Annotated in this window: 23 protein-coding genes; 9 read left to right on the plus strand and 14 right to left on the minus strand. The window is 63.6% G+C overall.

The features are described 5' to 3' along the window. Nucleotides 1-624: 624 nt before the first annotated feature. The 3 genes from AB3X96_RS20025 to AB3X96_RS20035 form a co-directional block, all read right to left on the minus strand. Nucleotides 625-3,051 carry a hypothetical protein gene (locus AB3X96_RS20025; protein WP_368591028.1) on the minus strand — a complete coding sequence of 809 codons (2,427 nt, stop codon included), beginning with the start codon at nucleotides 3,049-3,051 and terminating at the stop codon, nucleotides 625-627. Nucleotides 3,052-3,273: 222 nt separating this feature from the next. Then, nucleotides 3,274-3,936: a ligase-associated DNA damage response endonuclease PdeM gene (gene pdeM, locus AB3X96_RS20030; protein ID WP_368591029.1), complete on the minus strand. Its 663-nt coding sequence runs from the start codon at nucleotides 3,934-3,936 to the stop codon at nucleotides 3,274-3,276. Next, nucleotides 3,933-6,575 carry a ligase-associated DNA damage response DEXH box helicase gene (locus AB3X96_RS20035; protein WP_368591030.1) on the minus strand — a complete coding sequence of 881 codons (2,643 nt, stop codon included), beginning with the start codon at nucleotides 6,573-6,575 and terminating at the stop codon, nucleotides 3,933-3,935. The genes pdeM and AB3X96_RS20035 overlap by 4 nt, the downstream gene beginning before the upstream one ends. A 200-nt stretch (nucleotides 6,576-6,775) precedes the next feature. Here AB3X96_RS20035 and AB3X96_RS20040 point away from each other — a divergent pair, with 200 nt between their 5' ends. The 3 genes from AB3X96_RS20040 (at nucleotide 6,776) to AB3X96_RS20050 (ending at nucleotide 9,091) form a co-directional block, all read left to right on the plus strand. Beyond that, nucleotides 6,776-7,177: an FKBP-type peptidyl-prolyl cis-trans isomerase gene (locus AB3X96_RS20040; protein ID WP_013092241.1), complete on the plus strand. Its 402-nt coding sequence runs from the start codon at nucleotides 6,776-6,778 to the stop codon at nucleotides 7,175-7,177. Nucleotides 7,178-7,280: 103 nt separating this feature from the next. Then, entirely contained in the window at nucleotides 7,281-7,742 is a 462-nt protein-coding gene (locus AB3X96_RS20045) for a DUF488 family protein (RefSeq protein ID WP_176106611.1), read from the plus strand. Between the two features lie 275 nt (nucleotides 7,743-8,017). Beyond that, nucleotides 8,018-9,091, plus strand: a complete 1,074-nt coding sequence (locus AB3X96_RS20050) for a DUF6765 family protein (RefSeq protein WP_368591031.1) — start codon at nucleotides 8,018-8,020, stop codon at nucleotides 9,089-9,091. A 21-nt stretch (nucleotides 9,092-9,112) separates the two neighbouring features. Here the strand turns inward: AB3X96_RS20050 and AB3X96_RS20055 are convergent, their stop codons facing one another. After that, nucleotides 9,113-9,364 carry a hypothetical protein gene (locus tag AB3X96_RS20055; protein ID WP_368591032.1) on the minus strand — a complete coding sequence of 84 codons (252 nt, stop codon included), beginning with the start codon at nucleotides 9,362-9,364 and terminating at the stop codon, nucleotides 9,113-9,115. A gap of 408 nt (nucleotides 9,365-9,772) precedes the next feature. Here AB3X96_RS20055 and AB3X96_RS20060 point away from each other — a divergent pair, with 408 nt between their 5' ends. The 4 genes from AB3X96_RS20060 to cls all read left to right on the plus strand — a co-directional run bounded on the left by AB3X96_RS20060 (nucleotide 9,773) and on the right by cls (nucleotide 13,127). After that, complete coding sequence (locus AB3X96_RS20060) at nucleotides 9,773-10,111, plus strand: hypothetical protein (RefSeq protein WP_176106608.1); 339 nt, start codon at nucleotides 9,773-9,775, stop codon at nucleotides 10,109-10,111. A 209-nt stretch (nucleotides 10,112-10,320) separates the two neighbouring features. Next, nucleotides 10,321-11,172 carry an H-NS histone family protein gene (locus tag AB3X96_RS20065; protein ID WP_368591033.1) on the plus strand — a complete coding sequence of 284 codons (852 nt, stop codon included), beginning with the start codon at nucleotides 10,321-10,323 and terminating at the stop codon, nucleotides 11,170-11,172. A 22-nt stretch (nucleotides 11,173-11,194) separates the two neighbouring features. Next, on the plus strand, nucleotides 11,195-11,701 hold the full coding sequence (locus AB3X96_RS20070) for a hypothetical protein (protein ID WP_368591034.1): 507 nt from the start codon (nucleotides 11,195-11,197) through the stop codon (nucleotides 11,699-11,701). Between the two features lie 151 nt (nucleotides 11,702-11,852). Further along, nucleotides 11,853-13,127 (plus strand): cardiolipin synthase, encoded by a 1,275-nt coding sequence (cls, locus tag AB3X96_RS20075; protein WP_184225145.1) that lies wholly within the window; start codon nucleotides 11,853-11,855, stop codon nucleotides 13,125-13,127. Between the two features lie 34 nt (nucleotides 13,128-13,161). On the opposite strand, the gene AB3X96_RS20080 is transcribed toward cls, so the two are convergent. The 7 genes from AB3X96_RS20080 to AB3X96_RS20110 all read right to left on the minus strand — a co-directional run bounded on the left by AB3X96_RS20080 (nucleotide 13,162) and on the right by AB3X96_RS20110 (nucleotide 20,782). Continuing rightward, nucleotides 13,162-14,052, minus strand: a complete 891-nt coding sequence (locus AB3X96_RS20080; protein ID WP_368591035.1) for a hypothetical protein — start codon at nucleotides 14,050-14,052, stop codon at nucleotides 13,162-13,164. A 56-nt stretch (nucleotides 14,053-14,108) separates the two neighbouring features. Continuing rightward, entirely contained in the window at nucleotides 14,109-14,903 is a 795-nt protein-coding gene (locus AB3X96_RS20085; RefSeq protein ID WP_368591036.1) for a MetQ/NlpA family lipoprotein, read from the minus strand. Then, on the minus strand, nucleotides 14,900-15,991 hold the full coding sequence (locus AB3X96_RS20090) for a formylglycine-generating enzyme family protein (RefSeq protein WP_368591037.1): 1,092 nt from the start codon (nucleotides 15,989-15,991) through the stop codon (nucleotides 14,900-14,902). Before AB3X96_RS20090 ends, AB3X96_RS20085 begins: the two co-directional genes overlap by 4 nt. A gap of 7 nt (nucleotides 15,992-15,998) precedes the next feature. Next, the gene (locus AB3X96_RS20095) at nucleotides 15,999-17,981 is read right to left on the minus strand and encodes an arylsulfatase (protein ID WP_368591038.1); all 1,983 of its coding nucleotides are present in this window, start codon (nucleotides 17,979-17,981) and stop codon (nucleotides 15,999-16,001) included. Nucleotides 17,982-18,122: 141 nt separating this feature from the next. Beyond that, nucleotides 18,123-18,665 carry a hypothetical protein gene (locus AB3X96_RS20100; protein ID WP_368591039.1) on the minus strand — a complete coding sequence of 181 codons (543 nt, stop codon included), beginning with the start codon at nucleotides 18,663-18,665 and terminating at the stop codon, nucleotides 18,123-18,125. Nucleotides 18,666-18,716: 51 nt separating this feature from the next. Next, nucleotides 18,717-19,370: a response regulator gene (locus AB3X96_RS20105; protein WP_368591040.1), complete on the minus strand. Its 654-nt coding sequence runs from the start codon at nucleotides 19,368-19,370 to the stop codon at nucleotides 18,717-18,719. Next, a complete protein-coding gene (locus tag AB3X96_RS20110; protein WP_368591041.1) occupies nucleotides 19,367-20,782 on the minus strand; it encodes a cache domain-containing protein in 1,416 nt (471 codons plus the stop codon). Before AB3X96_RS20110 ends, AB3X96_RS20105 begins: the two co-directional genes overlap by 4 nt. A gap of 205 nt (nucleotides 20,783-20,987) precedes the next feature. Between AB3X96_RS20110 and AB3X96_RS20115 the strand changes: the two genes are divergently transcribed. Then, nucleotides 20,988-21,185, plus strand: coding sequence for a DUF3311 domain-containing protein (locus AB3X96_RS20115; RefSeq protein ID WP_018434172.1), 198 nt, complete (start codon nucleotides 20,988-20,990; stop codon nucleotides 21,183-21,185). Next, nucleotides 21,182-22,663 (plus strand): monocarboxylate uptake permease MctP, encoded by a 1,482-nt coding sequence (gene mctP, locus AB3X96_RS20120; RefSeq protein ID WP_368591042.1) that lies wholly within the window; start codon nucleotides 21,182-21,184, stop codon nucleotides 22,661-22,663. Before AB3X96_RS20115 ends, mctP begins: the two co-directional genes overlap by 4 nt. 90 nt (nucleotides 22,664-22,753) lie before the next feature. On the opposite strand, the gene AB3X96_RS20125 is transcribed toward mctP, so the two are convergent. Genes AB3X96_RS20125 through AB3X96_RS20135 form a run of 3 tightly spaced genes read right to left on the minus strand, consistent with a single transcriptional unit; the run spans nucleotide 22,754 to nucleotide 26,510 of the window. Beyond that, on the minus strand, nucleotides 22,754-23,437 hold the full coding sequence (locus AB3X96_RS20125; RefSeq protein WP_368591043.1) for a Fe2+-dependent dioxygenase: 684 nt from the start codon (nucleotides 23,435-23,437) through the stop codon (nucleotides 22,754-22,756). Continuing rightward, nucleotides 23,434-24,264, minus strand: a complete 831-nt coding sequence (locus AB3X96_RS20130; protein WP_368591044.1) for a tetratricopeptide repeat protein — start codon at nucleotides 24,262-24,264, stop codon at nucleotides 23,434-23,436. The genes AB3X96_RS20125 and AB3X96_RS20130 overlap by 4 nt, the downstream gene beginning before the upstream one ends. Next, the gene (locus tag AB3X96_RS20135; protein WP_368591045.1) at nucleotides 24,264-26,510 is read right to left on the minus strand and encodes a TonB-dependent receptor; all 2,247 of its coding nucleotides are present in this window, start codon (nucleotides 26,508-26,510) and stop codon (nucleotides 24,264-24,266) included. Before AB3X96_RS20135 ends, AB3X96_RS20130 begins: the two co-directional genes overlap by 1 nt. Nucleotides 26,511-26,801 lie beyond the last annotated feature (291 nt).

Raw genomic sequence — 26,801 nt, forward strand, 5'->3', positions numbered from 1 at the left:
CCAATTTTCTTGTTTATGTGCGAATGGCAACATGAATAAAACGGACGATGTGTAAATGATTTGAATTCATCCGATAAAACCAGATGTTAATTTTTCTTTATGTCGCTCCAATTGCGTCGAGCGTGATAGTTTTAACTTCCCGTATGAAGAATATGGATTAGCGGATGTGGCGGGCGCATCGTCGTTTTCCCCTGCCTGGCACGCCGTATCGGCAATATCGCATTGCGTGGTCTAGCGCACGGTCGCGCGATTGCACTGCGAATAACTTCAACGTCCATCAAGCCTCGCTGTGCGGCTCTCACGATCACGTGCGCGCACGGCCAGCCCATTCTCTCGAAGCACGCCAAATCGGACCGGGGATTTTCCGTGAGAGAAGTATTTAGTGCGAGCGCATTTTAAATTCGCATAAGGCGAAGCTGCGCGATGGCTTTGACTTTTCGTTTTTTTGACGAGCGGAGATTCACTCGTTAATTGGACCGGTCGCTCAGGGAAAATAATTAGGAGGATGAAATGAAAAAGCAAAACGGGGACGCGTGGATACTTGGCACGCGGCGGGCGGCTTTGGCGGTCGCGGTCAGTCTTTATGCGGCGATGGCGGGTGCGCAGACGAATTCGGGGAGCACCTCAGCGCCAGCAACCAATCCTGGAGTGATGGTGCTCGCCGAGGCGAGCGTGCACGGCGGATGTCCGTCGGGCGGCGGGCCGGGCTGCACCTCGCAGGGATTCGGACAACTCGGGGCGGGTGCCCTCGGCATCGCGGCGGCGGGGCTCGGTCCGACGTCGTCCACCGGCTCGTCGCCGGGCAGCGGGACGTCGTCGACGGGCGCGGGCAGCAGTGGCGGAAATAGTTCGGCTAATTCCGGCACGGGCGGGGTGGGCTCGGGAAATACCGGCGGCAACAATGGTAATGGCGGTTCCGGCGACAACGGTAATGGCGGCGCTGGAAGCGGTGGCGATGGCTCGGGGAATGGCGGCACGGGCGGCGATGGCGGCAACAACGGTGGCGGTGATAACGGCGGGGATGGTGGGGACGGTGGTGGGGGGCACGGGCATGGTCATGGCCATGGCCATGGTGGTGATGGTGATGGTGAAGGTGGCGGCGGTCATGGTCATGGCCATGGTCACGGTGGCGACGGTGACGGCGATGGCGGTCATGGCCACGGCCACGGCCACGGCGGCGATGGTGACGGCGATGGCGGTCATGGTCACGGCCACGGTGGCGATGGTGACGGCGATGGCGGTCATGGCCACGGCCACGGCCACGGCGGCGATGGTGACGGCGATGGCGGTCATGGTCACGGCCACGGTGGCGATGGTGACGGCGATGGCGGTCATGGTCATGGCCACGGCGGCGATGGTGACGGCGATGGCGGTCATGGTCATGGCCACGGCGGCGATGGTGACGGCGATGGCGGTCATGGCCACGGCCACGGCGGCGAGGGTGACGGTGATGGCGGTCATGGCCACGGCCACGGCGGCGAGGGTGATGGCGACGGTGGTCATGGCCACGGCCACGGCGGCGAGGGTGACGGTGATGGTGGTCATGGTCACGGCCACGGCGGCGAGGGTGACGGCGATGGCGGTCATGGCCACGGCCACGGCGGCGAGGGTGACGGTGATGGCGGTCATGGCCACGGCCACGGCGGCGAGGGCGATGGCGACGGTGGTCATGGCCACGGCCACGGCGGCGAGGGTGACGGTGATGGTGGTCATGGCCACGGCCACGGCGGCGAGGGTGACGGTGATGGCGGTCATGGTCACGGCCACGGTGGCGAGGGTGACGGCGATGGCGGTCATGGCCACGGCCACGGCGGCGAGGGTGACGGCGATGGCGGTCATGGTCACGGCCACGGTGGTGATGGAGATGCCGGTCATGGTCACGGTGACGGCGGCCACGGCGATGGCGGTCATGGCGAAAGCGGTCACGGTGACGGCGGCCATGGCGAGGGTGGTCACGGCGAAGGTGGTCACGGCGAGGGTGGTCACGGCGAAAGCGGCCACGGTCACGGCGGCCATGGTGACGGCGGCCATGGCGAGGGCGGTCACGGCGAAAGCGGCCACGGTGACGGCGGCCATGGTGACGGCGGCCATGGCGAGGGTGGTCACGGCGAAGGTGGTCACGGCGAAGGTGGTCACGGCGAGGGTGGTCACGGCGAGGGTGGTCACGGCGAAAGCGGTCACGGTGACGGCGGCCATGGCGAGGGCGGTCACGGCGAAAGCGGCCATGGTGACGGTGGCCATGGCGAGGGTGGTCACGGCGAAGGTGGTCACGGCGAGGGTGGTCACGGCGAGGGTGGTCACGGCGAGGGTGGTCACGGCGAGGGCGGTCACGGCGAGGGCGGTCACGGCGAAAGCGGTCACGGTGACGGCGGCCATGGCGAGGGCGGTCACGGCGAAAGCGGCCACGGTGACGGCGGCCACGGCGGCAGCGGCCATGGTGACAGCGGCCACGGTAGCAGCGGTGGCGAAGGCAAGGGCGGTTCTGCCAACGGTGGCCGCGGCGGTGAAGGTGGCGGCCAAGGCAACGGCGGTTCCGGACACGGTGGCCATGGCGGTGAAGGCAGTGGCGGCCAGGGCAACGGCGGTTCTGGACACGGTGGCCATGGTGGTGAAGGCGGTGGGGGCCAGGGCGGCGGCGGTTCCGGACACGGTGGCCATGGTGGTGAAGGCAGTGGCGGCCAAGGCAACGGCGGCTCGGGCAACGGTGGTCATGGCGGTGAAGGCGGCGGCCAGGGCAACGGCGGTTCTGGACACGGTGGCCATGGTGGTGAAGGCGGCGGCCAGGGTAACGGCGGCTCGGGCAACGGTGGCCATGGCGGTGAAGGCGGTGGCGGCCAGGGCGGAAACGGCGGCAACGGTGGTGGCCAAGGCAGCGGTGGTTCCGGCAACGGAGGTCACGGTGGCCATGGCGGCAACGGCGGCAACGGCGGCAACGGTGGCGGCCAAGGCAACGGCGGCAACGGTGGCGGCTTCGGCAACGGAGGCTTCGGTAACGGTGGCCACGGAGGCAATGGCGGCTACGGCGGCGGTGGCTCCGGCAGTGGCGGCCACGGCGGCAGCAACCATTAGGCAGTGGCAAGGGTCCCGCGAACCCTGCGGGGCTCCTTCCAGGAAGGGAAGCCGGCGCCGCCCGGCCTCCAAACCGACCGCGCTCGAGCACCGCGGGGAATTTGCAGCGAAAAAGCCAGCAAAAAACCAGGCTAGCGAATCAGCAAGCCAACCCGCAAACAAAAACGCAATCAGGCAACAAAGCGGACGGCCCCCGCCGTCCGCTCAACCCCTCAACTCGATCACCCTCTCCTGCACGACCAGAAAAACCCTCTCCCCCAAAACGCGCCCCGTCTCACGCGCGCCTCCAGTAAAACTCCCGAACGCCGGCAGCACCCCCCGATCGATCCCGAAGCGAAAGCACGGCACGCGCACTGAATCGATCCCCGTCGCGATCCGATAGACCGGATGCACATGCCCCGCGAGCACATACGCGTGATCGACCGCATGCGGGTGATGACACAGCGCCCACGCCCCGAAATGCCACGGCTCGCGCACAGACTCGACATCCAACGAAGGCGGCAACGCACCGGCATGCCGATCGTGATTGCCTTCGACTAGCACCACGCGCATCGACGCATGCCGCGCGCGCCACACATGCAACGCGTCGAGTGTGGGTGTCGACAGCGTCTCGCGCGCATGCAGCAGATCGCCGAGAAACACCAGCATCGCCGGCTCGAACTCGGTGATCAGACGATCGATTCGCAGCAGATTCTCCGCGGTCGAACCAGTCGGCACCGGAATGCCACGCGCGCGAAACACCGCATCCTTGCCGAAATGCGCATCGGCGATAAAAAGCGCGCGCAGCACCGGATCGAAACACGCGCGCAAACTCGATAGCACGAGAGGCCGTCCGCCGACGTCGATTGCAAGCGAGGTCGCCGTCATCGTTGCGCCGCCCTTTCGAGTTCGGCCAGCATTCGCTCGACGCGATCGGCGAGCTTCTCGGTGCTGACTTTTTCGCGCAGGCGTCCGACGATCAGCGGAAACGCGAACGGCGTCGGCTTGCTGGGCCGCGTGAGCACGACGCGGCTCGCGTTCATTCGTTCGAGCGCAATACGGATGCGCCGCACGTCGAGTTCCTGTAGCAGTACTTCGGTATCGGCCTGCCCCAGCAGCAGATTGTCGCGATCGTGCTGACGAAAGATCTCGTAGAAAAGCCCGCTCGAGGCCTGCAATTGCCGCGCGCTTTTCTGCTGTCCAGGATGCGCCTGAAACACGAGGCCCGACACCCGCGCAATCTCACGAAAACGTCGCAAAGAGAGTTCGGACGAATTGAGGCTTGCAAGAATGTCGTGATCGAGTTCGTCAGGTGAAAGCAGGCCATTGCGCAAGTGCGCGTCCCAATCGAACGCCTGCGCGCACAGCAATTCGAAACCGTAGTCGTTCATCGAAATGGAAAACGTGCCGGGCTCGTCGCGCGCGACCCGCCACGCGAGCAGAGCGCCAAGCCCGATATGCGCGGTGCGCCCGGCGAACGGATAGCAGAAGAAGTGGTAACCCTCACGCGATTTCAGCAGCTCGACGACCAGCACGCCCGGCTCGGGCAATGCCGACCACTTCTGCTGCAATTCGAGCAGCGGTCGTACCGCGCGCATTTCCGGCTCGTCGTAGATGCCGTCGGCGGCGCGCGCGAGCATCGTCAGTGTCGCGTCGGCGAGCTCGGAAGATAGCGGCATGCGGCTGCCGGCCCATTGCGGCATTGCCCCACGCGATGAGCTCGCACGCCGCACCCACGCCGTCATATCCTGCACGCGGATCAATTCCAGCGCGCGGCCGCCGAACGTGAATACATCGCCGGGTCTGAGCCGTGAGATGAACGATTCCTCGATTGCGCCAATGCGACCGCCCGATAGATACGCCACGTTCAACGTCCCATTCGCGACGATCGTGCCGATGTTGTTGCGATGCCGGCGCGCGAGATCGTCGCGCGGCACGCGGTACAGACCGTCGCTATCGCGCGCGACGCGATGGTAGTCGGGATACGCGCGCAGCGTCGCGCCGCCGCCTTCGACGAAACCCAGAGCCCAGTCGAACTCCTGCTGAGTCAGATCGCGATATGCATAGGTATGCAGAAGTTCATCGTACAACTCACGCGCGTCGAAACCACCGCCGATCGCGACGGTGACGAGATGTTGCACCAGCACGTCGAACGGCTTTTGCGGCGTATCGCGGCTTTCGATCTGCCGTTTGTCGACGGCTTCACGCGCGGCCGCCGCTTCTATCAATTCGAGCGCATGCGTCGGCACGATCGTCACCCGCGACGGCAAACCGGGTGCGTGTCCCGAGCGGCCCGCGCGCTGCATCAAACGCGCGACGCCTTTCGGCGAGCCGATCTGGAACACGCGCTCCACCGGCAGAAAATCGACGCCGAGATCGAGACTCGACGTACACACCATGGCCTTTAGCAAGCCGTCCTTCAATCCGCGTTCGACCCACTCGCGTACCTGTTGATCGAGCGAGCCGTGATGCAGCGCGATCACGCCGGCCCATTCGGGGCGCGCGTCGAGCAGCGCCTGATACCACACCTCGCATTGCGAGCGCGTGTTCGTGAATACGAGCGACGTGCGCGCTTCGTCGATCGCGCGCGCGACCGCATCGACCTGACGCATGCCCATATGACCGCCCCACGGAAAGCGCTCGATCGTGTCGGGAATGATCGTGTCGACGATCAGTGCCTTCGGCAGCGCGCCGTGCACACTGACGCGCGGCGTCGCGACCGGCGCGAGCAGGACCTCGGTCGCGAACGACAGATTGCCGAGCGTCGCCGACAGCCCCCATACCTGCAAGCCGGGCCGCCAATGCGTGAGACGCGCGAGCGCGAGTTGCGTCTGTGTGCCGCGTTTGTTGCCGAGCAGTTCGTGCCATTCATCGACGATCACGAGCCGCACCTGAGACAGTACTTCGCGCGCATCGGCGCGCGTCAGGATCAGCGTCAGACTCTCGGGCGTCGTGACGAGCGCGGACGGCATGCGCCGGTTCTGCCGCTCGCGTTCGGCGGCCGACGTATCGCCGGTGCGCAGACCGACGCTCCAGGGTACCGCGAGTTCGGCCGCGGAGCTTTGCAACGCTCGCGCGGTATCGGCCGCGAGCGCGCGCATTGGTGTAATCCAGAGCACCGTCAGCGGTTCGGGGTGCTTGCGCGGCGTCGACGCCGCACTCGCGAACGCGGCGAGCGCACCGAACCACACGGCCCAGGTTTTGCCGGCCCCGGTGCTTGCGTGCAGTACGCCGCTCGCGCCAGCGGCGATGTTGCGCCAAACCTCGCGCTGAAAATCGAACGGCTGCCAACGGCGCGCAGCGAACCATGCGTCGAGTTTGTCCGCGAACGGGCGACGCGCGTCGTCGGGTGAATACGAGGGGAACGGCAGCGGCTCGAAAGCGGATTCGCGCGCATCGAGCCGCGCCTGTTGGGCACGGCTGCGCGGAATCCGGCGCGGCCTTGGCGCGCGAACGCGCTCGTCGGCGGGCGCTGGCGCGGCGGTCGGGTTGTCAGCGGGGTTGTCGGAAGGGGCCGGCTCGGTCATCGGAAGCGCTCTCAACGGGTGCGGCGGATTCGCGTGCCGGCGACTCGCGCCGGATGTTGATGTGGACCGCGGGCTCGCGCGGCGGTTCAGCGAAGTTCGTGACAGGCGCGCAACGACCCGCGGCATCCGGCAGTATTTGGGAGCCTCGGCCGACACCCGATCCGTTACAATCAAACGGACTACCCCACTGGAGATTTGCTTTGAAATCACTCGTTGCTTTGCTGGCCGCAGCCGTGCTGTCCTCGACCGCGATGGCTGCCGCGCCGACCACGGAGAAGCTGCCGTCCGGCGTCATCGTCGAACATCTGACGCAAGGCACGGGCCCGCAACCGTCCGCGACCGACGTGGTAAAAGTCAACTACCGCGGCACGCTGCCCAACGGCACCGAATTCGATAGCTCGGCCAAGCATGGCGGCCCGGCCACGTTCCCGCTCAATCGCGTGATTCCGTGCTGGACGCAAGGCGTGCAGAAGATGAAAGTCGGCGGCAAGGCGCGACTCACGTGCCCGGCGGCGACCGCATATGGCGATCGCGGCGTCGGCCCGATTCCGCCGAATACCGATCTGACCTTCGAAGTCGAACTGGTCGACATCGTCAAGTAAAGCGCGCGAGCGGCGCTAAAGATGCACTGCCACCGAGCCTCGCTGCGCCAATCGCAGCGAGGCTTTTTTATGGGCGCCGAATGGCCCGCCAAGGGGATTCACGATGAAACGTGACAAAGGTACCGTACAGGTGGCGAGCATTGGCTTTACCGGCAAGAGCGCCCAGAAGTTCTTCGGTTTGTTGAAAGAGGCCCAAGTGCGCACGGTGCTCGACATTCGCCTCAACAACACGTCGCAGCTGGCGGGCTTCGCGAAAAAGCAGGATCTGCCTTTCTTTCTCGAGCAGTTGTGCAATGCGGCGTACGTGGAAATTCCGGAGTTGGCTCCCGAGCCGGAACTGCTCAAACGCTACCAGGGCAAGCAACTGAGCTGGGAGAACTTTCGCGAGGAATATCTCGACCTCATCGCGCGCCGCCGTGTGGAAAGCAATCTGGATATCGCGCTATTTGAATCGGGCTGCCTGCTTTGCAGTGAACATTTACCACATCATTGTCACCGGATGTTCGCGCTCGAGTATCTGAACCAGCACTGGAACAATCGTCTTTCCGTTACACATTTGACCTGACCGGCGCCGGTCGGGGCGGGTTACGCTTTCCGCCTCGTTGCCCGGCGGCTTGCTGTGCCGGCGGGTTGGATCTCGCTGGCGCCGCCGGCGTTTTCCTTCAGTAGCCCGAATAGTAGCGTGGCGCGAAACGTGGAAGAACACGCCCAATACGCATGTTATTTCAAGGCGAGTGCCGCTCGCTCGTCTACTATCTACTCACGCGCAGCTCCCTGTATTCGTCTCGCCCTTTCGCCGGCCACAGACCGGCCATGATTTGCGCGCCAGGAGCGCCTGCCATGAACATCGACTTTCATTACGGCGTGGTCTACATTGCTGCGCGCGTCGGCGGCATGATGGCCGGCGATGCGCAAACCGTCGCGCATGCCTGCCAATACGTCGACGACGCAACGACGAACGGAATACTGCGGTTCAAAGGCGGCGAGACATTCGAGCGATTCGCGACCGCGCACAAGTTATTCGATTACGCCAATACCGAGAACGACCAGAATCGGCTCGTGTGGGCGCCGTTCCATTTTCTGCCGGCCGGGGTGGGTGACAGTCTCGAGGAAAAGGCGGTTTGCCGGCCCGACAGTGAAGTCGCGCGCGAAGTCGTGCGGCGCGCGATCCGGCAGCGCGATTCGGAGACCGCGTTGCACCGGCTCGGCGTGACGATTCATACGTATGTCGATACCTGGGCGCACCAGGGATTCGCGGGCATCGAAAGTCCGTGGAATCGCGTGCATCTTCTCGAAGCGCAGGATTGCACGCGCAAAGGCTGGCTCGCGAGCCTGGAACTGGCGGTTGCGCATCTGATCGAGCGCGTCGAGACGGACGTTCTGACGATCGCGTTGCCGGTCGGCCACGGCGCCGCGTTGCATTATCCCGACCAGCCGTGGGCACGCTGGCATTACATCGACGGCTGCAATCACTTCATCTCACGACACAATTTGCCGGATTTCGTGCAGGCGGCGGACATGAGTTGTCGTGTCGTGCGAGCTTATCTGGCCGGACGCGAAGATTTCGAAAACCAGCCTGGCATGCCGGAAGACGTCAAAGACGCACTGACCCGACTGCTCGATACGAACCGCGAACCCGACGACAACCTGCGTCTGAGAACCGTTTGCGAATGGGTGAATGCCGGCCGTATTCCGGGTTTGAAAGAACCCGTGCCCGGCTATATCGCGAAAGGACACGGTTCGTGGAAGTACCAGGCCACCGGTTTGTTGTGCGATGACGACACCGGGGACAGACCGGAGTGGACGACCGCCTTCGAGAAGAGCGACTACCGCCTCTTTCACGACGCGGTCAAACAGCATCGTTTCGTGACTACCCAGGAGATCTTGCCCGCGCGCGGATTACGCATTGCCTGAGTGAATGGAGCGGGGCGCCAGTTACTGCATTTTGGCTTGCTGATGTGGCGCGGCCTGAATCGCCGCCTGCTGTTCTTCGGCGTGCTTTTTGGCCACATGCCGTCCGACGATACAGCCGCCGACCGCGCCGACCACCGCATGATGTCCCGCATAGTGTCCGGCGACGCCGCCCACTACCGCTCCTTTCAGGCAACCGGCCGCGTTCGCGGTGCTTGCCATTACCAACGAGACTGCCAGTGCCCCGAGGGCGGTCCGAATAAAGTCAGCTTTCATTGTAAGTACCATCGTGTTTGAGTGGATCGAAGTTAGGGTGGCCCGGCGTCTTTTTCAATAGCCGCCGCGAGCATGGCGGCTGACAAAGGGACTCTCTATTGGCTCGGCATCCGCCGCTGGGCACGGATACGAAGTGTAAATGGACCTGCGCAGAGCAGGAGCAACAAGTGCTGCAAGATCGGTAACGGCAAGTTACCGGAGCCGGGGGCTTTGCAGGCATCGTCACTGATGTTTCGCGCACGCTTGAATCGGTTCGCTATAGCGGTTCACCAAAAAAAGACCGTTTTCAAATAAAAAGTGGGCTACTCTCCTTTGAATATCCAAATGCCGGGCTATAGTAGAAGCGACTAAAGCCAGAAAGCATGACGGCGCGCTTTTGCCGTCGATGCCGATGACGGGAAAACACAAATGACGCCATCGAATGCAGCGATCTATCAGACCAGGACTTGCACACCGGAGTCGTTGCGTACGCTCGCGAGCTTTCTCGAATTGGCGCTCGACGAGGGAAAAAGCGTGGTCGTCATGCGGATCGGCAAGCAGGCGCGCAGCGTTTATGTCGGAAATCCATCCGGTGCATTGGAGGATTTAACGGATTCCGGTGTCGTCGATGCTTCCCAGGCAGATGAAATGCTGCTACTGACCCGCGTGGGCCTGAATCGGATAACGGCGGACGGTCAACACTACCGCTTTATACGGAGTGTGAGGTACATTGCCGATCGCCAGGTCGTCGTTTTTACACCGATCTGAGTGGTGGAACCGAAACGAAAAAGAAGAATCACGAGGGAAGGAAAAGGAAGAAATCTTCGATGACCCGCTAGAAGAACCTGAAAGCTTTGTTATTTGAAAGCTGCATCGGCGCTGGTATTGATGTATTGAAGCTCAGGATAGGTCAATAGACTGCCTTTCTTCCGTCATTCATGGCATAGTTCGACGATTACCACATAAGGAGCAATCAAATGCCTTCGTTAGAGCAAATCCAAGCAAAGCTTAAGAAGCTCCAGGCGCAAGCCGACGCTCTCATTGCCAGAAAAGCACAGGCCGCGGTCGATCAGATTCGCGAGTTGATGCTCAAGCACGGTCTGACGACTGCCGATATCGAAGCACAGGCAAAGGCACGACGCTCCGCGCGAGGTCTGAATGGCAATACGGGTACGGGCCGGGGAAGACCTGCTGGCGTGAGCAAAGCCGCCAGGTCGGCAACGCCGGCGAAGTACCGCGACCATAAAACCGGCGCGACCTGGACGGGTCACGGCCGCGCGCCTGGCTGGATCGCCGGCGCGAAGGACCGCACGGTGTTCCTGATCGACGCTGCGAGCGCAAGCAAAATCGCGGCTACTCCTGCCGCGAAGCGCGGCAAAGGTCAGCCGAAAGGCGCCCAGCCGCCGAAGTACCTGGATCCGAAAACCGGCGCGACGTGGAGCGGACGCGGTCCGGCGCCGGCATGGCTTGCTTCCGTTAAGGATCGCAGCAAATTCCTGATCGATGGCGCGAGCGCAGCTGCCGCTCCGAAAGCGGTGAAAACGGCGGCAAAGAGCGGCCAGGCGAAAGCGACCGCAAGCGCGGTAGGCAAGAAGACCACGGCGAAAAAAGCAGTGGCGAAAAAAGCAACGCGCAAGACGGCCGTGAAAAAGACCGCAGCCAGAAAGGCAACGCCGGCAAGCCGGAAAGCCGCGGTGAAGAAAACCGCTGGCCGCAAAAGCGCTGTGAAGATGGCAAGAAAAGCACCGGCCCGCAAGGCTGCCGCAAAGAGCACGGCCGCGCCCGTCGCGGCGGCTCCGCAAACGCCCGAGACGCAAGCAGGCGCGTAATAGCCGCGGAGCCGTGAAGTAGATGGTTAGCACGTTCGATGCATCCCGGCAGGAAGATCAGGTCTTCCTGCTGGACTCCGTTCCTCATCCGGCAGCCGATGCCGCCGAACCATTCATCGTCGCCAGCGATCGCCGTGTAATCCTCACTTATCCGATCGCGGAGTCGGACTTTGAACGGTTCGGGCCATTCGATCCCGACGACGATCCTTTTTGCGCGGTATTGTTCGCCGACGCCGTGTTTCATCGTCTCGGGCCGCCGGGCGATGACACTCTCGCCATTCATCCGCTCGCGGCGCAAGGTCTCACTGGCTACGCGGTGCATGAAATCGTCAATTCGTCGTTGTGCGCGGAGATTGCCGCCGTGACGACGGACCCAATCGCCATTGCTGCCGAGTCACCGGCGCGGCGGCATTTCGTCATTACGTTTCAGGCATCGACGTTCGAATGCGTGGCTTCGGACTATACGGTCATCGGCGTTTTCGGCGCGGGCGAAATAGCCAGTCGCGAGGCATTTGCTTTGGTCAGATAACGCGTTGGAACCGGAAAGCAAGGCGCGGTCCCGATGCGGGCACGCGCCGTGCATGACTTGAGGATCGTGAGAGCCGGGCACGAGTCCGGCTCTTTCCCGTCGGACGAGGGATGCGCATGCCGTGTCCCGCCGCCTGCCATCGAGGCCATGCATGCTGACCATTGCTATTACCGCGTTCGTCACGCTGGTGATCGTTCTCGTGATCGCCAATCTGTCGAGCGGCGAGAAGAAAATAGAACATAAGATCGAGCGGCTCTATAAGAGCGAAGATCCGCAATTCCTCCGCTCGATGGGTCTATTGCTCGGTCCGCCCGTGGTGCCGGGTAATCGCTTCGAGATGCTGCTCAACGGCGACCAGATCTTTCCGTCGATGCTCGAAGGCATTCGGTCGGCGCGCGAAACCATCACATTTGAAACGTTCATTTACTGGTCTGGCGAGATCGGCGAGCAGATTGCGCGTGCGCTTGCCGATAAGGCGCGTGAAGGCATCGCCGTGCATGTCCTGCTCGACTGGGTCGGTTGTTCGAAAATGGATCGGCGCTATCTGCAACTGCTGCGGGAGGCCGGCGCCGAAGTGGTCAAGTTTCACAAACCGCATTGGACCGGACTCGGTCGCATGAACGATCGTACGCACCGGAAACTATTGGTGATCGACGGCCGGATCGGTTTTACGGGCGGGGTCGGCATTGCACCGGAGTGGACCGGCCATGCGCAGGACGAAAAGCATTGGCGCGATACGCATTTCCGCTTGACCGGTCCGGCGGTCGCCCATATGCAGGCCGTCTTCATGGATAACTGGATCAAGGCGACCGGCAACGTCTTGCACGGTCCCAGGTATTTCCCGCACATCGACGCCGAGCCGAAAGGAGAGGGCGAGGGTTTTGCGCATATGTTCAGCAGTTCGCCGTCGGGCGGCAGCGACGACATGCAGCTGATGTATCTGATGGCCATCACTGCCGCGACGCGCAGTTTGCAGCTTGCGAGCGCGTACTTCGTGCCCGACAAGCTCACCATCAACGCGATCGTCGAAGCCGCGAAACGCGGCGTCAAAGTACAGATCGTCACGCCGGGCAAACGCATCGATACGCACACGGTGCGCGAAGCGTCGCGGGCGTGCTGGGGCGATCTATTGAAAGCGGGCGTCGAGATCTACGAGTACCAGCCGACCATGTTCCATTGCAAGTTGCTGGTGGTCGACGAGTACCTGGTGTCGGTCGGCTCGACGAACTTCGATAACCGCTCGTTCAAGTTGAACGATGAAGCAAACCTGAATATCTACGACCGCGCTTTCGCCCGACAGCAGACCGCCGCGTTCAACGACGATATCGCGAAGTCGAAGCGCATCACGCTCGAAGCATGGACGCGACGTTCGTTTACCGAGAAGGTCGTCGAAAAGTTCGTACGGCTGCTGGACACGCAGCTTTGAATAACTGAATAGAAAGTGTCGACGCGCCGACGGATCAGTGAACGGCGCGGCTCAGATACGCTTCGATGTCGGGGCGCAAAGCCTGCGTGCCATTGTGTTGCTCGATGGCGGCCGCATCGACGAGGCGCGCTTTCGCATGTCGATACGCAATGGCAAAGCCGCGCAGTTGCTGCGTGACCGGACGATCGTCGAGCCGGCGTCGTGTGAGCGCTTGCGCGATGCTGCGGTCGATCAACGCCAACTGGCGGTCGATGTAGTCGATGCACAGTTCGCGGCAGCGCGACGATGCCGCCGCGACGCTTAACAGTGCCGGCACCAGCGAGATCGTCAGAAAACCGCCCGCGGGGATGCGTGCGAGCGCGGCGGGTGAATCGAACAGGTCGGCGCGCAATGCTTCGAATACGGCTTGCGTCCAGATTGCGCGCTCCTGTTCTAACGCGCGGCGCCGCCGCGCGAGCGCATCTTCAGCTTGCGGATCGGCAATGCGGCCTTCGTCGACCAGCAACGCCGAATCGTCGCGTTTGCCTTCCTGTATGCATGCGCCGCCGACATAGATGGCGCTGGAGCCGCGTTCGGCCAGCACCAGATGTTGCAGGCTGTCCGGCACGAGCGGGTCGAGCGGCACCACTTCGCAGGTCTGCGGCTTGCCTTGCAGATGAATCGCGCAGCGTCCGTCGTCCGCGAGAGCAGGGCAGCGCGCGAGCGACGGATAGTCGAAGCCCTGCGCGACGATGCTGAAGGTATCGCCCACGCGATACAGCAGCGTATCGGCGAGTGCTTCGAACGCCGCGCAGTCGGCTTCGTCGAGCACGGCTTCATGCCGGCCGACATGCAGCCGTTGGCCGGGCCGCCTGCGCGCCACGCGTCCAATCGCGATGCAGCCGATAAACCGGTCGGGATGGCGAAACAACTCCGCCAGCGTCATCGACGGTGGACTGTTGCAGCATCGACCGCACGCGGAGCAGGAAAACGAAAACGTGTTCACCACGGCCGACGCACCGAGTCCTGATAGCGCGTGAGGATGAAATGCGCGACGTCGTTCGAATGATAGGCGGCGACCAGTTGCGCGACCCATGGGTGCTGGCGATCGCTGTCGCGCACGGTCAGCACGTTCGCATACGGCGAGCGCGCGTCTTCGAGACTGAGGCCGTCGCGAGCGGGGCGAAGACCCGAGCGCGCCGCTGTGTCGCTGTCGATCACGGCGAACGCGACGCTGTCCAACGAGTCGTACAGGTGCGCGCGCGGCACCTGGCGAATCTTCAGATGGAGGCGGTTGCTCGTGATGTCGGCGAGCCTCGCGTGCAGGCCCGCGCTGTCGCGGAACGTCAACAGCGTTTCGTTTTGCAGAAGGATCAGCGCGCGTGCGGTGCCGGCGGGATCGTCGGGTATCGCAATCGTCGCGCCGCGCTGCAATTGCACGAGATTCGTCAGCTTGCGCGAGTAGAGCGCGACCGGAAACGTGACGGTCGTGGCCACGCTCGCCAGTGCATAGCCATGCTGTTTGCGCTGCGCGTCGAGCGCGGGTTCGTCTTCGAAGCTCGCGACGTCGATCTGTTTCGCGACGAGCGCCGCGTCGATCCGCGACGGCTGATCGAACACCACGATATCGAGCGCCAGGCCCTCGGCCGCGGCGACGCGGCGCACTTCGTTCATGATTTCCGCTTGCGCGCCCGAACTCACCCCGACTTTGATGGTCTGCGCGGCGGCGTGCGCGGGTTCGGGCAGCCAGGCAGTCAACACCGCGAACGCAAGCGCGGCAATCGCATATCGCTTCATGACCGATCCCTCGACACCGTGCGAAAGCCGATATGCGAAGCCGGCAAATCGGCTTCCTGCTGCTCGCGCGACGCCGCGCGATACCTGACGCAATAGTCGCGCGAGCACAGGAACGAGCCGCCCTTGATGACCATCGGCGTATCGTGTCGGCGACTGAGGGGCGCCACGGCCGCGGTATCGCCGTTCGTATGCGATTGGTGCGGACCGCTGTACACGTCCTTGGTCCACTCCCACGCATTGCCGATCATGTCGTAAAGCCTGAAGTCGTTCGCCGCATAGCAGCCGACCGGTGACAGGCCGGCATGACCATCCTCACTGGTGTTGAGCACCGGAAACACGCCTTGCCAGTAGTTTGCGCTCGGCTTGCCGTGCGCGTCGCGCGGCGCTGTGTCGAGATCCGCGCCTTCATGGCCGGCTTTGCCCGCGTATTCCCATTCGGCTTCGGTCGGCAGATCGCGGCCGAGCCAGTGTGCGTAGGCGAGCGCATCGGCCTGCGTGACCATCGTCACCGGTTGATTCATGCGGCCGTCGAGATTGCTGCCGGGGCCGCTCGGATGATTCCACGCGGCCCCTTTGACCCAACTCCACCATGCGAGATCGCGCGCGTTCATTTCCTCGCGTGTCGGCGTGTGAAAAACGACCGCACCGCCCTGGCGCTCCGCATCGCTGACGTAGCCGGTCGCCCGCACGAACGCGGCGAACTGCGCATTCGTGACGTCGGTCTGGTCGATCCAGAAACCGGCAACGTGCGTCTTGCCGTTGCCGGCCGGGCGCTCGTCTTCGTAACCGAGCTTGCTGCCGAACACGAAGTCGCCACCATGCAGATGCACCATGCCGGCTTGCGGGTCGTCGCGCCAGCGCGCAGGCAGGCCAGAGTATCGCTCGCATTGCTGCTCGGAGCCGAGCGCGACGAGCGGGCGCGAGCGGTTGAGGCTGTCGAATGCGCTGGACGGGCCGCCGCCGAATACCGCCGCGCTCGCCACACCGATGGACGGCGCGGCAAACGCGGCGGCGAATGCGGCCGCCGCGATCGCGGCGTATGCGCCATACAGCGCCACGCCGCCTTTGAGCTTGAATGAAAGCGCCATCGTGTGCTCAGTAGTAGCCGCGCGGACGCAACGGCTCGACGCCGCCGACGCTAGTCATATAGTCGTTCCACTGCTGCACGAGACCATCGATGATCGACGGGTTCTGCGCGGACACGTCCTGCGTTTCGCCGCGATCGGCGCTCATGTCGTACAGCTGCCAGTGACCGTCGACGGGGCCGAGCGGCGGTTCGGTCCACAGAGCTTTCCAGCGGCCGTCGGCGCTGCGCAGATAACCGCGGCCGTAGGCCTCGTCGCCGAACGACGCACTATGCACGGGCGCCGTGCTCTGATCTTCGAGCTGCGGCAGCAGAGATCTTCCGGTGATCGGATACACATAGCGGTTGTTGTAGACCACCTTGCCCTTGTTCTGATCGACGCCGGTCAGCGTGTTGATCAGCGCAGGCGCGGGCGTGGTCGGCGGCGCGATCTGCGCGACCGCGAGGAACGTCGCGGTGTTGTCCGTCACGTGCGTGAATTCGCGCAGCGTCGGCTTTTGCGAAGTCTGGCCCGGCAGATGCACGATCAACGGTGTCGACACGCCGCCTTCGCCCGAGTAACCCTTGGTCAGGCGGAACGGCGTCGCGCTGACTTCGGCCCAACGCAAGCCGTATTGCAGACGTTGCGCGTTCTGCTTGCCGTTGTCGGTGCCGAGTTGCGAGTAGGTCGGATCGGCCGCGTTCGCGGTGTCGGTGGCAGTCGGGTCCGCGCCGGAATCGATCGGCCAACCCTCCGCGCCGTTATCCGACTGGAACACGATGAACGTGTTGTCGTATTCGCCGATGTCCTTCAGATGCTGGATCAAGAGGCCGATGTTGTGATCGAGGTTCTCGACCATGCCCGCGTAGATTTCCATGTAGCGTGCCTGCGCCTTCTTCTCGGCCGGCGACAGACTGTCCCACTTCTTGTTCACATAGCCGGGGCCGTAATCGGTGTAGCCCTGCACGGCGCTGTGCACGGCGCTCACGTATTTCGCGTTCGTGGTGCCGTTGTTCGCGGTGGCCGGGCTCGCGGCCAGCGTCTCCGATGCGCCGCCGTACGGCACGAAGTCCTGCGGAATGATGCCGAGCGCTTTCTGCCGGGCGATCCGTGCATCGCGGATCGCGTCATAACCGGCATCGTATTTGCCGACGTAGTTGTGTAGATAAGGATCGGGCACCTGCAGCGGCCAGTGTGGTGACGTATAGGCCGCGTACGCGAAGAACGGCTTGCCGTCGCCCTTGTTCGAATCGATATAGGAGATCAGCCGCTGCGTGTAGAAGTCGGTCGAGTAGAACACGGCTGGGCTGCCGCCCGCGCCGCCCGGTTGCCCAGGCTGGCCCGGCTGCACGTACTTGCCGTCTTCGGTGTAGTTCTGCGAGCCGGCCAGTTCGTGCGCGAAGTGATTGGACGCGGCGCCGCCGAGCAGCGCGTAGCTGTGCTCGAAGCCCCATTGGTCCGGCGTCTGCCCGCTGCCCGTCGCGCTGCCGACGATGCCCGAGCCGATGTGCCACTTGCCGGCCATGTACGTGTGGTAGCCGCCGTCCTTCAGCAACTGCGCAACCGATAGCGCGCGATCGTTCAGATAGCCTTCGTATCCCGGCAGTCCTTTGCGCTCGTCGGTCGGCACGCCCATCGTGCCCTCGCCGACCAGATGGTGATCGGTGCCCGAGATCAGCATCGAACGCGTGATCGCGCAGACGGTGCCCGTGTGGTGATTCGTCAGGATGCGGCCGCTTTGCACCAGCGCATCGAGATTGGGTGTGTTGATTTCGCCGCCGAACGCATGGATGTCGGAGTAGCCGAGGTCATCGGCCATGATGTAGAGAATGTTCGGCCGCTTCTGCGCGACGACCGGCGTGGACGCGGGCGCGGCATTCGACGCGGCGGACGCGGCCGGCAGGTTGTCTTCGCCGCACGAAGCGAGCGTGACGAGGCTCGCGACAGCGGCGCCGATCACGCCGAGACGCAATGAAGGGCGATAGCTGGTACGGCGAAATCGAGGCGTTGTCATTGTTATTGCGGACCGTGGGTAGGGCCGCTGATGTTAGCAATGACGTTATAAAGGCCAAACGAACGATTTCTGCGTTGCTATCGACGTTTGCCGATATAGCAGACGACAGATGCCAGACGCGAAGACATCGCCAGTTGCCCGCTAATTGCCAGGATTGAGCACGGGCTTATCCGGGTCCGCCTGCGTGCGGTACGGCAACTGAGTGGCGTGAGGATCGGTGATCGTATTGTCGATTACGCGCTCGACGTCCGCCGTTTTGGCCAGTTCGTTCAGGAAGGTCTTTTTGTCGAAGCCCGGCGCGACGCAACCTTCGAGGTAGATGAAGCGGCGCTGCAGCGTCAGCCATAGCGTCGATTGCTCGCGCCAGTGCGTCGCGACGTTCAGATTCGCGAGACGCCGTTGCACGCTGTCCGCGATTTCCGCGTCGTACAGATACGCGTTCGGCAAACGGCAACGGCCTTCGATCCAGCAGCTATTGCCGCGTTCGATTCTGTAGTGGCTATCGTCGAGCCATTCCTTTTCGGTTTCGAACGGGCCGAGCGGCGTCGGGCAATCGGCGACAGCTTTGGAGATCTGTATGAATGGATCGTGGCCGCGATTGACGCGCGCCGGTTCGCCATAAACGCGAGCCGCGGCCACGCAAAGCATCAGGCTGGCGAGACTCAGTTCGAACACGCGTTTCATGCTGTGGTCGCCCCAGGTGTGGACCGGCTCATTATCGCGCGCCAGCGAACCTCAACGCTTGTTGCGCCGATTCTCGACCGCGAACTTGATCAACTCCGCCTGCCCTTCGATATCGAGCTTGCGCTTCAGATTCAGCCGGTGCGTCTCCACGGTTCGCACCGACAGATCGTTGCGCTGCGCGATCTGCTTGCTCGACAGTCCCTCGGCAAGCGCATCGAGAATATCGCGCTCGCGCGGCGTCAAACGTTCGACTGGCGATTGCGTCGCCGAGGCCTGGATCAGTCGGGCGCTAATCTCCGCGCTGAAGAACGTCTTGCCGTCGAGTACCGCGCCAATTGCCTGAATGATCTCGAGCGCCGGCGAATCCTTCAGCACATAGCCGCTCGCGCCCGCGCGCACCGCCTGGGTCACGTATTCGAGGTTGTCGTGCATCGACAGCATCAGCACGCGAATCGCCGGAAAGCGCTCGTGAAAAAGGCCTGCCAACGCAATGCCGTTCATGCCGCTTTTCATGCCGACATCCATCAGCGCCAGATGCGGCGCCTGTCGTTCGGCCAGCGCGAGCGCTTCCTGCGCGTCGCCCGCTTCGCCGACCACTTCGAAGTGGCGCACTGCTTCGAGCCGTGCGCGCAGACCGTCGCGCACGAGCGGATGATCGTCGACGAGCAGCAGACGCGCGATGGAAGGAGAGGTCGTGTCGGTCATGATGAGAATTCCTGCAGGGGCGGCACCGTGGCGTGTGTCGTTGGCAGCGGCACGCGCGCGGTAACGACGGTGTGTCCCGGCTGCGAGTTCAGCGACAGCCTGCCGCCGAGCGCTTCGAGCCGTTCGCGCATGTTGCGCAGACCGACGCCTTCGAGTCCGCCGACGAATGCGTCGGCCACGTCGAAGCCGCGGCCGTTGTCGGAAATCGTCAGCGTGACCGCATCGCGCGACACTTCGAGCGCAAGCGCGGCGCTCGACGCCTGCGCGTGCCGCACGATGTTCGTCAGCGCTTCCTGAGCGATACGAAACAGCACGGTGTTGACCGTATCGGGCAGCGTGGCCGCATGCGTGTGCGCGATCTGCGTGAAGCCGATCGCGATGCCGGACTCGTCGCCGAGTTCGCGCGTCAGTTGTTCGAGCGCGGCGGCGACGCCGAGATCGTCGAGCATCGACGGACGCAGCGCATGAGAAATGCGCCGGACTTCGCGCAGCGTATCGCCGAGCCGCGTGAGTCCGGTGGACAGCGCGGCCTCGGCGGCGGGCACGCGCGCGTCGCCGCGTTCGAGGCGCGCGAGCGCCGATTCGAGCAGCAGCTTCACGGACACCATCATCTGGCTGATGCCGTCGTGCAGTTCGCGCGACAGGCGTGCACGCTCGTTTTCCTGCGACTCGACGACCTGCTGCGCGAGCCGCTTCAGCTTCGCGTCGGCGCTGCGATATTCGGTCACGTTCAGCACGAGGGCGCACAGCGCAATGACCGCAAGGCCGGCCACGGCGATCGCGTCGATCCACTTCATCGTGCGATCGATATTGGCCGCGGCCTCCTCGTCGATATGCGCGAGCGCCGTGTCGACGTCGTCGAGATAGATGCCGGTGCCGAGCATCCAGCCCCAGCGTTCGAGCGGCACCACATAGCCGAGTTTCGACTCCTCGTTGCCGGTCGACGGCCGGTGCCACAAATAGCGCACGTAGCCGCCGCCGCGCGCAGCCGCGGCGAGTAACTGCTGGATCGTCGGCGCGCCGTGGCTGTCACGCAACGACCACAGATCCCGGCCCACCAGATCCGGCTCGCGCGGATGCATCAGCGTGCGGCCGTGCAGGTCGTACACGAAGAAGTAGCCGTCCGCGCCGAAATTCATCTTCTCGAGCACCGCGAGCGCGCGCGTGCGCAGCAGCGCGTCGTCGCGCGCGTTGGCGCCGCCGGCTTCGTAGAGCGGCGCGATCGCGGTGGTCGCGAGCTCGACATAGTGCTTGAGCTCGACCTCCTTGCTGGCCATGTAGGCGGCCTGGGTGGTCGCGTGCTGCCGCTCGGCCAACGCCGTCGCTTCGCGGCGCACGCCAGTCTCGATGCTCGCGATCGCCGCCAGAAAGGGCACGATCGCAAGCAGCACAATCTTTGCTTTGAGTTTCATCGTTGAAAAAAGCCAGTCAACGGGCTACGTATTATTACGTAGACGGCTTACGTAGTTGCGCGCTTGTAAGGAAAGGCGCGAAGGCGAATACTACATGCCCGTCGCATCCCGCGCTGCGCCAGGCCTGGCGGGCGCGTGTGCGGCGTTCCCGATTTCCCCGCACGAGCCATCGCGCGTGCTGTCGATAATACTCAAGGAGACGTTCGTGGAGACCTCCCCGCCGGCCGGCCGTTCATGGCTCTGGCTCATTTTGCTGATCCCTTATATCGCGCTGCTGTGGCTGCCGTTCTATAACGACACGCATCCGTCGCTCGCGGGCTTTCCGTTCTTCTATTGGTATCAGTTTCTGTGGGTGCCGTTGACCTCGCTGCTGATTTACATCGTGTATCGAGGTCTCAAATGAGCGATCTGAATCCTGTGAACCCGGTTGCGATGACGGTCTTCATCGCATTCTTCGTGCTCGTCACGGTGATCGGCTTTTTCGCGGCGCGCTGGAAGCGTGGCGATCTGACGCAGTTGCACGAGTGGGGCCTCGGCGGCCGGCAGTTCGGCACGATCATTTCGTGGTTCCTCGTCGGCGGCGATTTCTACACCGCTTATACGGTGATCGCAGTGCCCGCGCTCGTTTTTTCGGTGGGCGCGTACGGCTTCTTCGCACTGCCGTACACGATCATCGTTTATCCGTTCGTGTTCGCGGTGATGCCGAAGCTGTGGAAGGTTGCGCACGCGAAGAACCACATCACCGCGGCCGACTACGTGCACGGCGAATACGGCGGCAAGTGGTTCCCGGCAGCCATCGCGCTGACCGGCATCGTCGCGACGATGCCGTATATCGCGCTGCAACTGGTCGGCATGCAGGTCGTGATCAAGGGTCTCGGCGTCAGCGGCGAATTGCCGTTGATCGTCGCGTTCGTGATCCTCGCGCTCTATACGTATGCGAGCGGCCTGCGCGCGCCGGCGATGATCGCGTTCGTCAAGGACATCATGATCTATATCGTCGTGATCGCGGCGGTATGGCTGATCCCGGTGAAGCTCGGCGGCTATGGGCACGTGTTCGAACTGGCCGATGCGCACTTCCAGGCGAAGGGCGGCGCGACCGGCATCCTGCTGAAGCCGAACCAGTACACCGCGTTCGCATCGCTCGCACTCGGCTCGGCGCTCGCCGCGTTCATGTATCCGCATACGATGACGGCGGTGCTGTCGTCGTCGTCGGCAAAGACGGTTCGCAAGAACGCGATCTTCCTGCCGGCCTACACGGTGCTGCTCGGCCTGATCGCGCTGCTCGGCTATATGGCGATCGCTGCGGGCGTGAACGTGAAGTCGGCGAGCGACGTGGTGCCGGCGCTGTTCGGTACGCTGTTCCCGTCGTGGTTCGTCGGCTTCGCGGCCGCCGCGATTGCGATCAGCGCGCTGGTGCCGGCCGCGATCATGTCGATCGGCGCGGCGAATCTGTTCACGCGTAATCTGTGGCGTCCGCTGGTGTCGCCGAACCTTTCGCCTCAAGCGGAAGCGGCCAACGCGAAGATCGTCTCGCTGGTCGTCAAGTTCGGCGCGCTGCTGTTCATCGTGTTCCTGCCGACGCAGTACGCGATCGATCTGCAACTGCTCGGCGGTGTGTGGATTCTGCAGATTTTCCCGGCCATCGTGTTCACGCTGTACACGCGCCGTCTGAACACGCCGGGTCTGTTCCTCGGCTGGCTGGTAGGTATCGTGCTCGGCACCGGCCTCGCGATTTCGCAAGGGCTCAAGCCGGTGTACGGCCTGCATTTCGGCCACGAGAACTATCCGCTGTACATCGGCCTGATCGCGCTGGTCGCGAACATCGTCGTGAGCTTCGTGGTGTCGGCAGTGTCGCCGCGTCGGGCTGCCGTGACGGCCTGATCGACGTTTGTCCGGCTCGATGAAAAACGCCGCGGGGCAGTTGGCCCGCGGCGTTTTTTATTGCATCGACGGCCGGTGACCTGGCGCCGATCAGGCGTCGGCCCAGCGACGTAGCAGATTGTGATAGATGCCCGTGAGGCTCACGACGGTCGCGTCGTTAGAGCCTCGTTCAGCCGCGAGCGTCTGCACGTCGTTGTCGAGCTGGAACAGTGTCGCGCGCTGGCCGTCGTCGCGCACCATGCTCTGAATCCAGAAGAATGACGCGACGCGCACGCCGCGCGTGACCGGGCTCACGTGATGCAGGCTCGAAGCGGGGTAGAGCACCATGTCGCCGGCCGGCAGTTTCGCGCGATGCAAGCCGTAGGTGTCCTCGATGCAAAGCTCGCCGCCGTCGTAGGTGTCCGGTTCGGCGAGGAACAGCGTAGCCGACAGGTCGCTGCGGAGGCGGAAGTCAGTGCCGCGCAACTGGCGGATCGCATTGTCGACGTGCGTGCCGAAGCCGTCACCGCCGGTATAACGATTGAAGAGCGGCGGGAAGACTTTCAGCGGCAACGCGGCGGAAAAGAAGCGCGCGTTGCGGCCGAGCGCGTCCTGAATCGCATCGCCGATCGCACGCGCGGCGGGTGAGCCTTCGGGCAACTGCTGGTTGCGCTTGGCTTGCGCCGATTGCTGGCCTGAAGTCGCATTACCGTCGATCCATTGCGCCGCGTCGAGCATTTCGCGGCATTGCGCGACCTGCTGTTTGTTGAGTACGGCGGGTAAATGCAGCATCATGTGCGCGGCTCCTGGGTCAGGTTTGGCGTGGCGCTGATTTGCGTGTTCATGTTGAGGCTCGCATTCGCATTCGCATTGGCGTTTGCGCCAAGGCTGCGTTCGAGTGCGCGAAACGCGCTAACGGGAGAAGCGGCCAGCCATGCGCGCATCTTCGCGACGAAAGCGCCGGTCGCGGTGTGCGGCACACGTTGCAACCATTGCAATGCTTCCGCGATTCCGCCACGCTCGGCGAGCAGCCGCGCGTAATTGAACTGCCCGCGAAAATCGCCGCCTTGCGCGGCGCGTCGATAGCAGTCCAGCGCGATATTCGCATCGGCATCGACGCTCCAGCCATCCTCGTAAAAGCTGCCGACGAAGTTCAACGACTTCGCGTGCCCGAGTTCGGCCGCACGCAAGAACCACTGCAATGCCTGCGCGCGATCGCATTCGATGCCATGACCGAGCGCCAACGCCGACGCATAGTTGTACATGCCCCAGTCGAGCCCGGCTTGTGCCGCGAGCCGATACCAGTACACGGCGACCGGCGCGCAGGCGGCCGTGCCCCAGCCATGTTCGTAGCAGCGGCCGAGCATGTTCATCGCCATCGGATGATCGCGCCGGGCCGCGTGCCGGAACCAGACGAACGCTTCGTCGACGTCGCGCTCGACGCCATGACCGTCGAGCAGGTACTGCCCGTACACGGCCTGCGCGTCGACGATGCCGTTGCGCGCGGCCGCCGCGACCCACGCGGCGGCACGCTCGGGCGGCCCCGCGAGGATGGCGGCGAGTTCATCGCGCGACACGCTCGCGAGCGCCCGCACCGAGACCTCGTTCTGCGCGCGCGGCATCAGTAGTGCGCGTTGAGCGTCAGGAACGCGGAGCGTCCCGCTGCGATCGACGCGTAGTGCGAGGCGTACGCCTGGTCGTAATACGTGCGGTTGAAGAAGTTCTGCACGTTCAGTTGCAGATCGACGTGCTTGTTCACGCGATACCTCGCCATGCCGTCGAAGCGCCAGTACGACGGCACAGCCCGCAGATTCGCGGTGTCGCCATACACCTGCGACATATAGAACGCGCCGCCGCCGATCGTGAACTTCGGCAGCACGTCGTAGTTGGTCCACAGGCTGATGCTGTTCTTCGGCGTGTTCGGGAACTGATGACCGTTATCCGACGTGGTCTTGCCGTTGTTGCGCAACTCGCTCTTCAGATACGTGTAGCCGCCGAACATCTGCCACTTGTTGGTCAGTTGACCCGCCACGCCGAACTCGAACCCCTGCACGCGCTTGTTGCCGACCATCGCATAGGTGTTGTCAGGCAGCGTGACGCGCGCATTGGTCGTGTCGATCTGGAACAGCGCGCCGGTCAGCGATAGGGTGTTGTCGAGCACGTTCCACTTGCTGCCCACTTCGACGCTGCGGTTCTTTTCCGGCGACAACAGCGCCGCGTTCGGACCGACGCCGCGGGACGGAATCAGCGACTGCGTTTCGCTGCCCTGGCCGAGCAGTGCGCCAGCCGGCGTCGACGACGTGGAGATCGACGCATAGATGCTGCCGTTCGAGGCCGGCTTGAACACGAGGCCGAACTGGTAGTTGAACAGCGTGTCGTCGCGCGACACACGCGTCGCGCCGTTGGCGACGGTATTGCGCAGTTCGGTCGAGTAATCGTCGACGCGCAGGCCGACGTTGGCCTGCCAGCGCTTGGTCAACTCGATCGTATCGAACGCGTAGATCGATTTGGTGGTGGTGCGTTGCTGGCTCGGGTCGTTGGTTTGCCTGATCGATCCGGCCCACGGATCGTTCGGATTCGGCGTCCAGAGACTCGTGCAGTTATAGCCCGACGCCGCGCCAATGCCTTTGGTCCCGCAGATCGCGCCGGTCGCGGCCGCCACCGTGTACGAATCGTTGACGCTGGTTTCGCGCGACAACTCGATACCGGTCGTGAAGCTGTGCCTCAGGAAGCCCGTCTTGAACTCGCCGAACAGTTCGGTCTGGTTCGCGAGGCTGTACACGTTGCTCGCGCGTGTATTCGCGCGGCGCCACACCTTGCCGTTGACGGCGTTGCCCTGGCTGTCGTCGGGCTGGGTCCAGATGTAGTCCTGGGTCGACTTCGTGTAGCGCGTCGTGTTACGGATCGTCAGGTCGCCGTTGATGTCGTGTTCGATGCGCACGGTGCCGATATCCGAACTCGTCTTGCGGAAGTCGCGGTCGATCAGGCCGTAAAAGTTGTGGCGGTCCACCGGCGCCGGGAAGATCGTGCTGACGTTCGCCGGCTTGTTGGTCGTCGTGTAGAAGTACGGGATGCCGCTATCGGGCAGATCGTCGGTGGTGAGGTGGTAGTAGCTTGCAGTCACGCGGGTCGGCGTGCCGAGACCGTACGTGAACGACGGCGCGATGCCCCAGCGCTCGTTGTTGACCGCGTCGCGGCCGGCCACGTCGTTGTTGTGGCTCATCACGTTCAGGCGGAACGCCGCGTGGTCGGCCATCTGCCAGTTGCCGTCGGCGGTGAAGCGGCGATAGCGGTCGGTGCCGAGGCCGACGCTGCCGTCGGCGGTCGTGCCCAGATGCGGCGTCTTCGTGATCAGGTTGATGCTGCCACCCGCGCCGCCGCGGCCGCCGAACGCGCCGTCCGAACCCTTCGTCACTTCGATGCTTTCGATGTTGAACACTTCGCGCGTGGTCGCGCCGATATCGCGCATGCCGTCGACGAACGTGCTGCCCTGCGCGTCGTAGCCGCGAATGAACGGCCGGTCGCCGAGCGGGTTGCCGCCTTCGCCGGCGCCGAACGTGATGCCGGGCACGGTGCGCAGCGCTTCGGTCAGCGTCGATGCGCCGGTGCTGCGAATCAGCTCCTCGGGAATCACGGTGACCGACTTCGGCGTATCGACGAGCGGTGCGGTGAATTTGACCGATGCGGAGTGATCGGTCTTGAAGCCATCGTCCGACTGGCCTTGCACGGAAATCGGCGCGAGCTGGCCTTCGCGCTCGGGCGGTGCGGCGGCCGTGGTGCCCTGCGCGAGGGCGGGGCCGGCGGCCAGTACGCCGCATAGTGTCGTGCTGATTTTGCCGAGCTTCGGATCGTCGGACCGCAACTTCATGTTTATCCCCGTCGAGTTCGGGAAGCCGGGGCCGGTGCTAGTTTCCTTACCCGGGCATTCCATGTTTATTACAAAGTGATTTCGTGGCGGATTGTATTCAATTGCCACGTAATTGAGAAGCGTTCTCAATAGAAATTTTGGCGGGAGCTGCCTCGGAAGATGTGCGGCGAATGGGGGTTGAGAGTGAGATCGGGGAGAATTGCGGGACGAAGGCGGGTGTTTGGTGGCTATACCGCGCATAGCCTATCTGTGGGAAGGATGGCGCGAGGTGCGTGGCGAGGAGCGGTTTTG

The organism is Paraburkholderia sp. BR13439, from assembly GCF_040948805.1.
Taxonomy (GTDB): domain Bacteria; phylum Pseudomonadota; class Gammaproteobacteria; order Burkholderiales; family Burkholderiaceae; genus Paraburkholderia; species Paraburkholderia youngii.

Excerpts from the sequence above, each read along its gene's own strand:
- AB3X96_RS20065 (WP_368591033.1), top strand. The coding sequence starts at position 10,321 with ATGCCTTCGTTAGAGCAAATCCAAGCAAAGCTTAAGAAGCTCCAGGCG.
- AB3X96_RS20100 (WP_368591039.1), bottom strand. The coding sequence starts at position 18,665 with ATGAAACGCGTGTTCGAACTGAGTCTCGCCAGCCTGATGCTTTGCGTG.
- AB3X96_RS20085 (WP_368591036.1), bottom strand. The coding sequence starts at position 14,903 with ATGAAGCGATATGCGATTGCCGCGCTTGCGTTCGCGGTGTTGACTGCC.
- AB3X96_RS20035 (WP_368591030.1), bottom strand. The coding sequence starts at position 6,575 with ATGACCGAGCCGGCCCCTTCCGACAACCCCGCTGACAACCCGACCGCC.
- AB3X96_RS20110 (WP_368591041.1), bottom strand. The coding sequence starts at position 20,782 with ATGAAACTCAAAGCAAAGATTGTGCTGCTTGCGATCGTGCCCTTTCTG.
- AB3X96_RS20125 (WP_368591043.1), bottom strand. The coding sequence starts at position 23,437 with ATGATGCTGCATTTACCCGCCGTACTCAACAAACAGCAGGTCGCGCAA.
- mctP (WP_368591042.1), top strand. The coding sequence starts at position 21,182 with ATGAGCGATCTGAATCCTGTGAACCCGGTTGCGATGACGGTCTTCATC.
- AB3X96_RS20105 (WP_368591040.1), bottom strand. The coding sequence starts at position 19,370 with ATGACCGACACGACCTCTCCTTCCATCGCGCGTCTGCTGCTCGTCGAC.
- AB3X96_RS20080 (WP_368591035.1), bottom strand. The coding sequence starts at position 14,052 with ATGACGCTGGCGGAGTTGTTTCGCCATCCCGACCGGTTTATCGGCTGC.
- AB3X96_RS20045 (WP_176106611.1), top strand. The coding sequence starts at position 7,281 with ATGAAACGTGACAAAGGTACCGTACAGGTGGCGAGCATTGGCTTTACC.
- AB3X96_RS20090 (WP_368591037.1), bottom strand. The coding sequence starts at position 15,991 with ATGGCGCTTTCATTCAAGCTCAAAGGCGGCGTGGCGCTGTATGGCGCA.
- AB3X96_RS20130 (WP_368591044.1), bottom strand. The coding sequence starts at position 24,264 with ATGCCGCGCGCGCAGAACGAGGTCTCGGTGCGGGCGCTCGCGAGCGTG.
- AB3X96_RS20050 (WP_368591031.1), top strand. The coding sequence starts at position 8,018 with ATGAACATCGACTTTCATTACGGCGTGGTCTACATTGCTGCGCGCGTC.
- AB3X96_RS20070 (WP_368591034.1), top strand. The coding sequence starts at position 11,195 with ATGGTTAGCACGTTCGATGCATCCCGGCAGGAAGATCAGGTCTTCCTG.
- AB3X96_RS20095 (WP_368591038.1), bottom strand. The coding sequence starts at position 17,981 with ATGACAACGCCTCGATTTCGCCGTACCAGCTATCGCCCTTCATTGCGT.
- AB3X96_RS20135 (WP_368591045.1), bottom strand. The coding sequence starts at position 26,510 with ATGAAGTTGCGGTCCGACGATCCGAAGCTCGGCAAAATCAGCACGACA.
- AB3X96_RS20055 (WP_368591032.1), bottom strand. The coding sequence starts at position 9,364 with ATGAAAGCTGACTTTATTCGGACCGCCCTCGGGGCACTGGCAGTCTCG.
- pdeM (WP_368591029.1), bottom strand. The coding sequence starts at position 3,936 with ATGACGGCGACCTCGCTTGCAATCGACGTCGGCGGACGGCCTCTCGTG.
- AB3X96_RS20060 (WP_176106608.1), top strand. The coding sequence starts at position 9,773 with ATGACGCCATCGAATGCAGCGATCTATCAGACCAGGACTTGCACACCG.
- cls (WP_184225145.1), top strand. The coding sequence starts at position 11,853 with ATGCTGACCATTGCTATTACCGCGTTCGTCACGCTGGTGATCGTTCTC.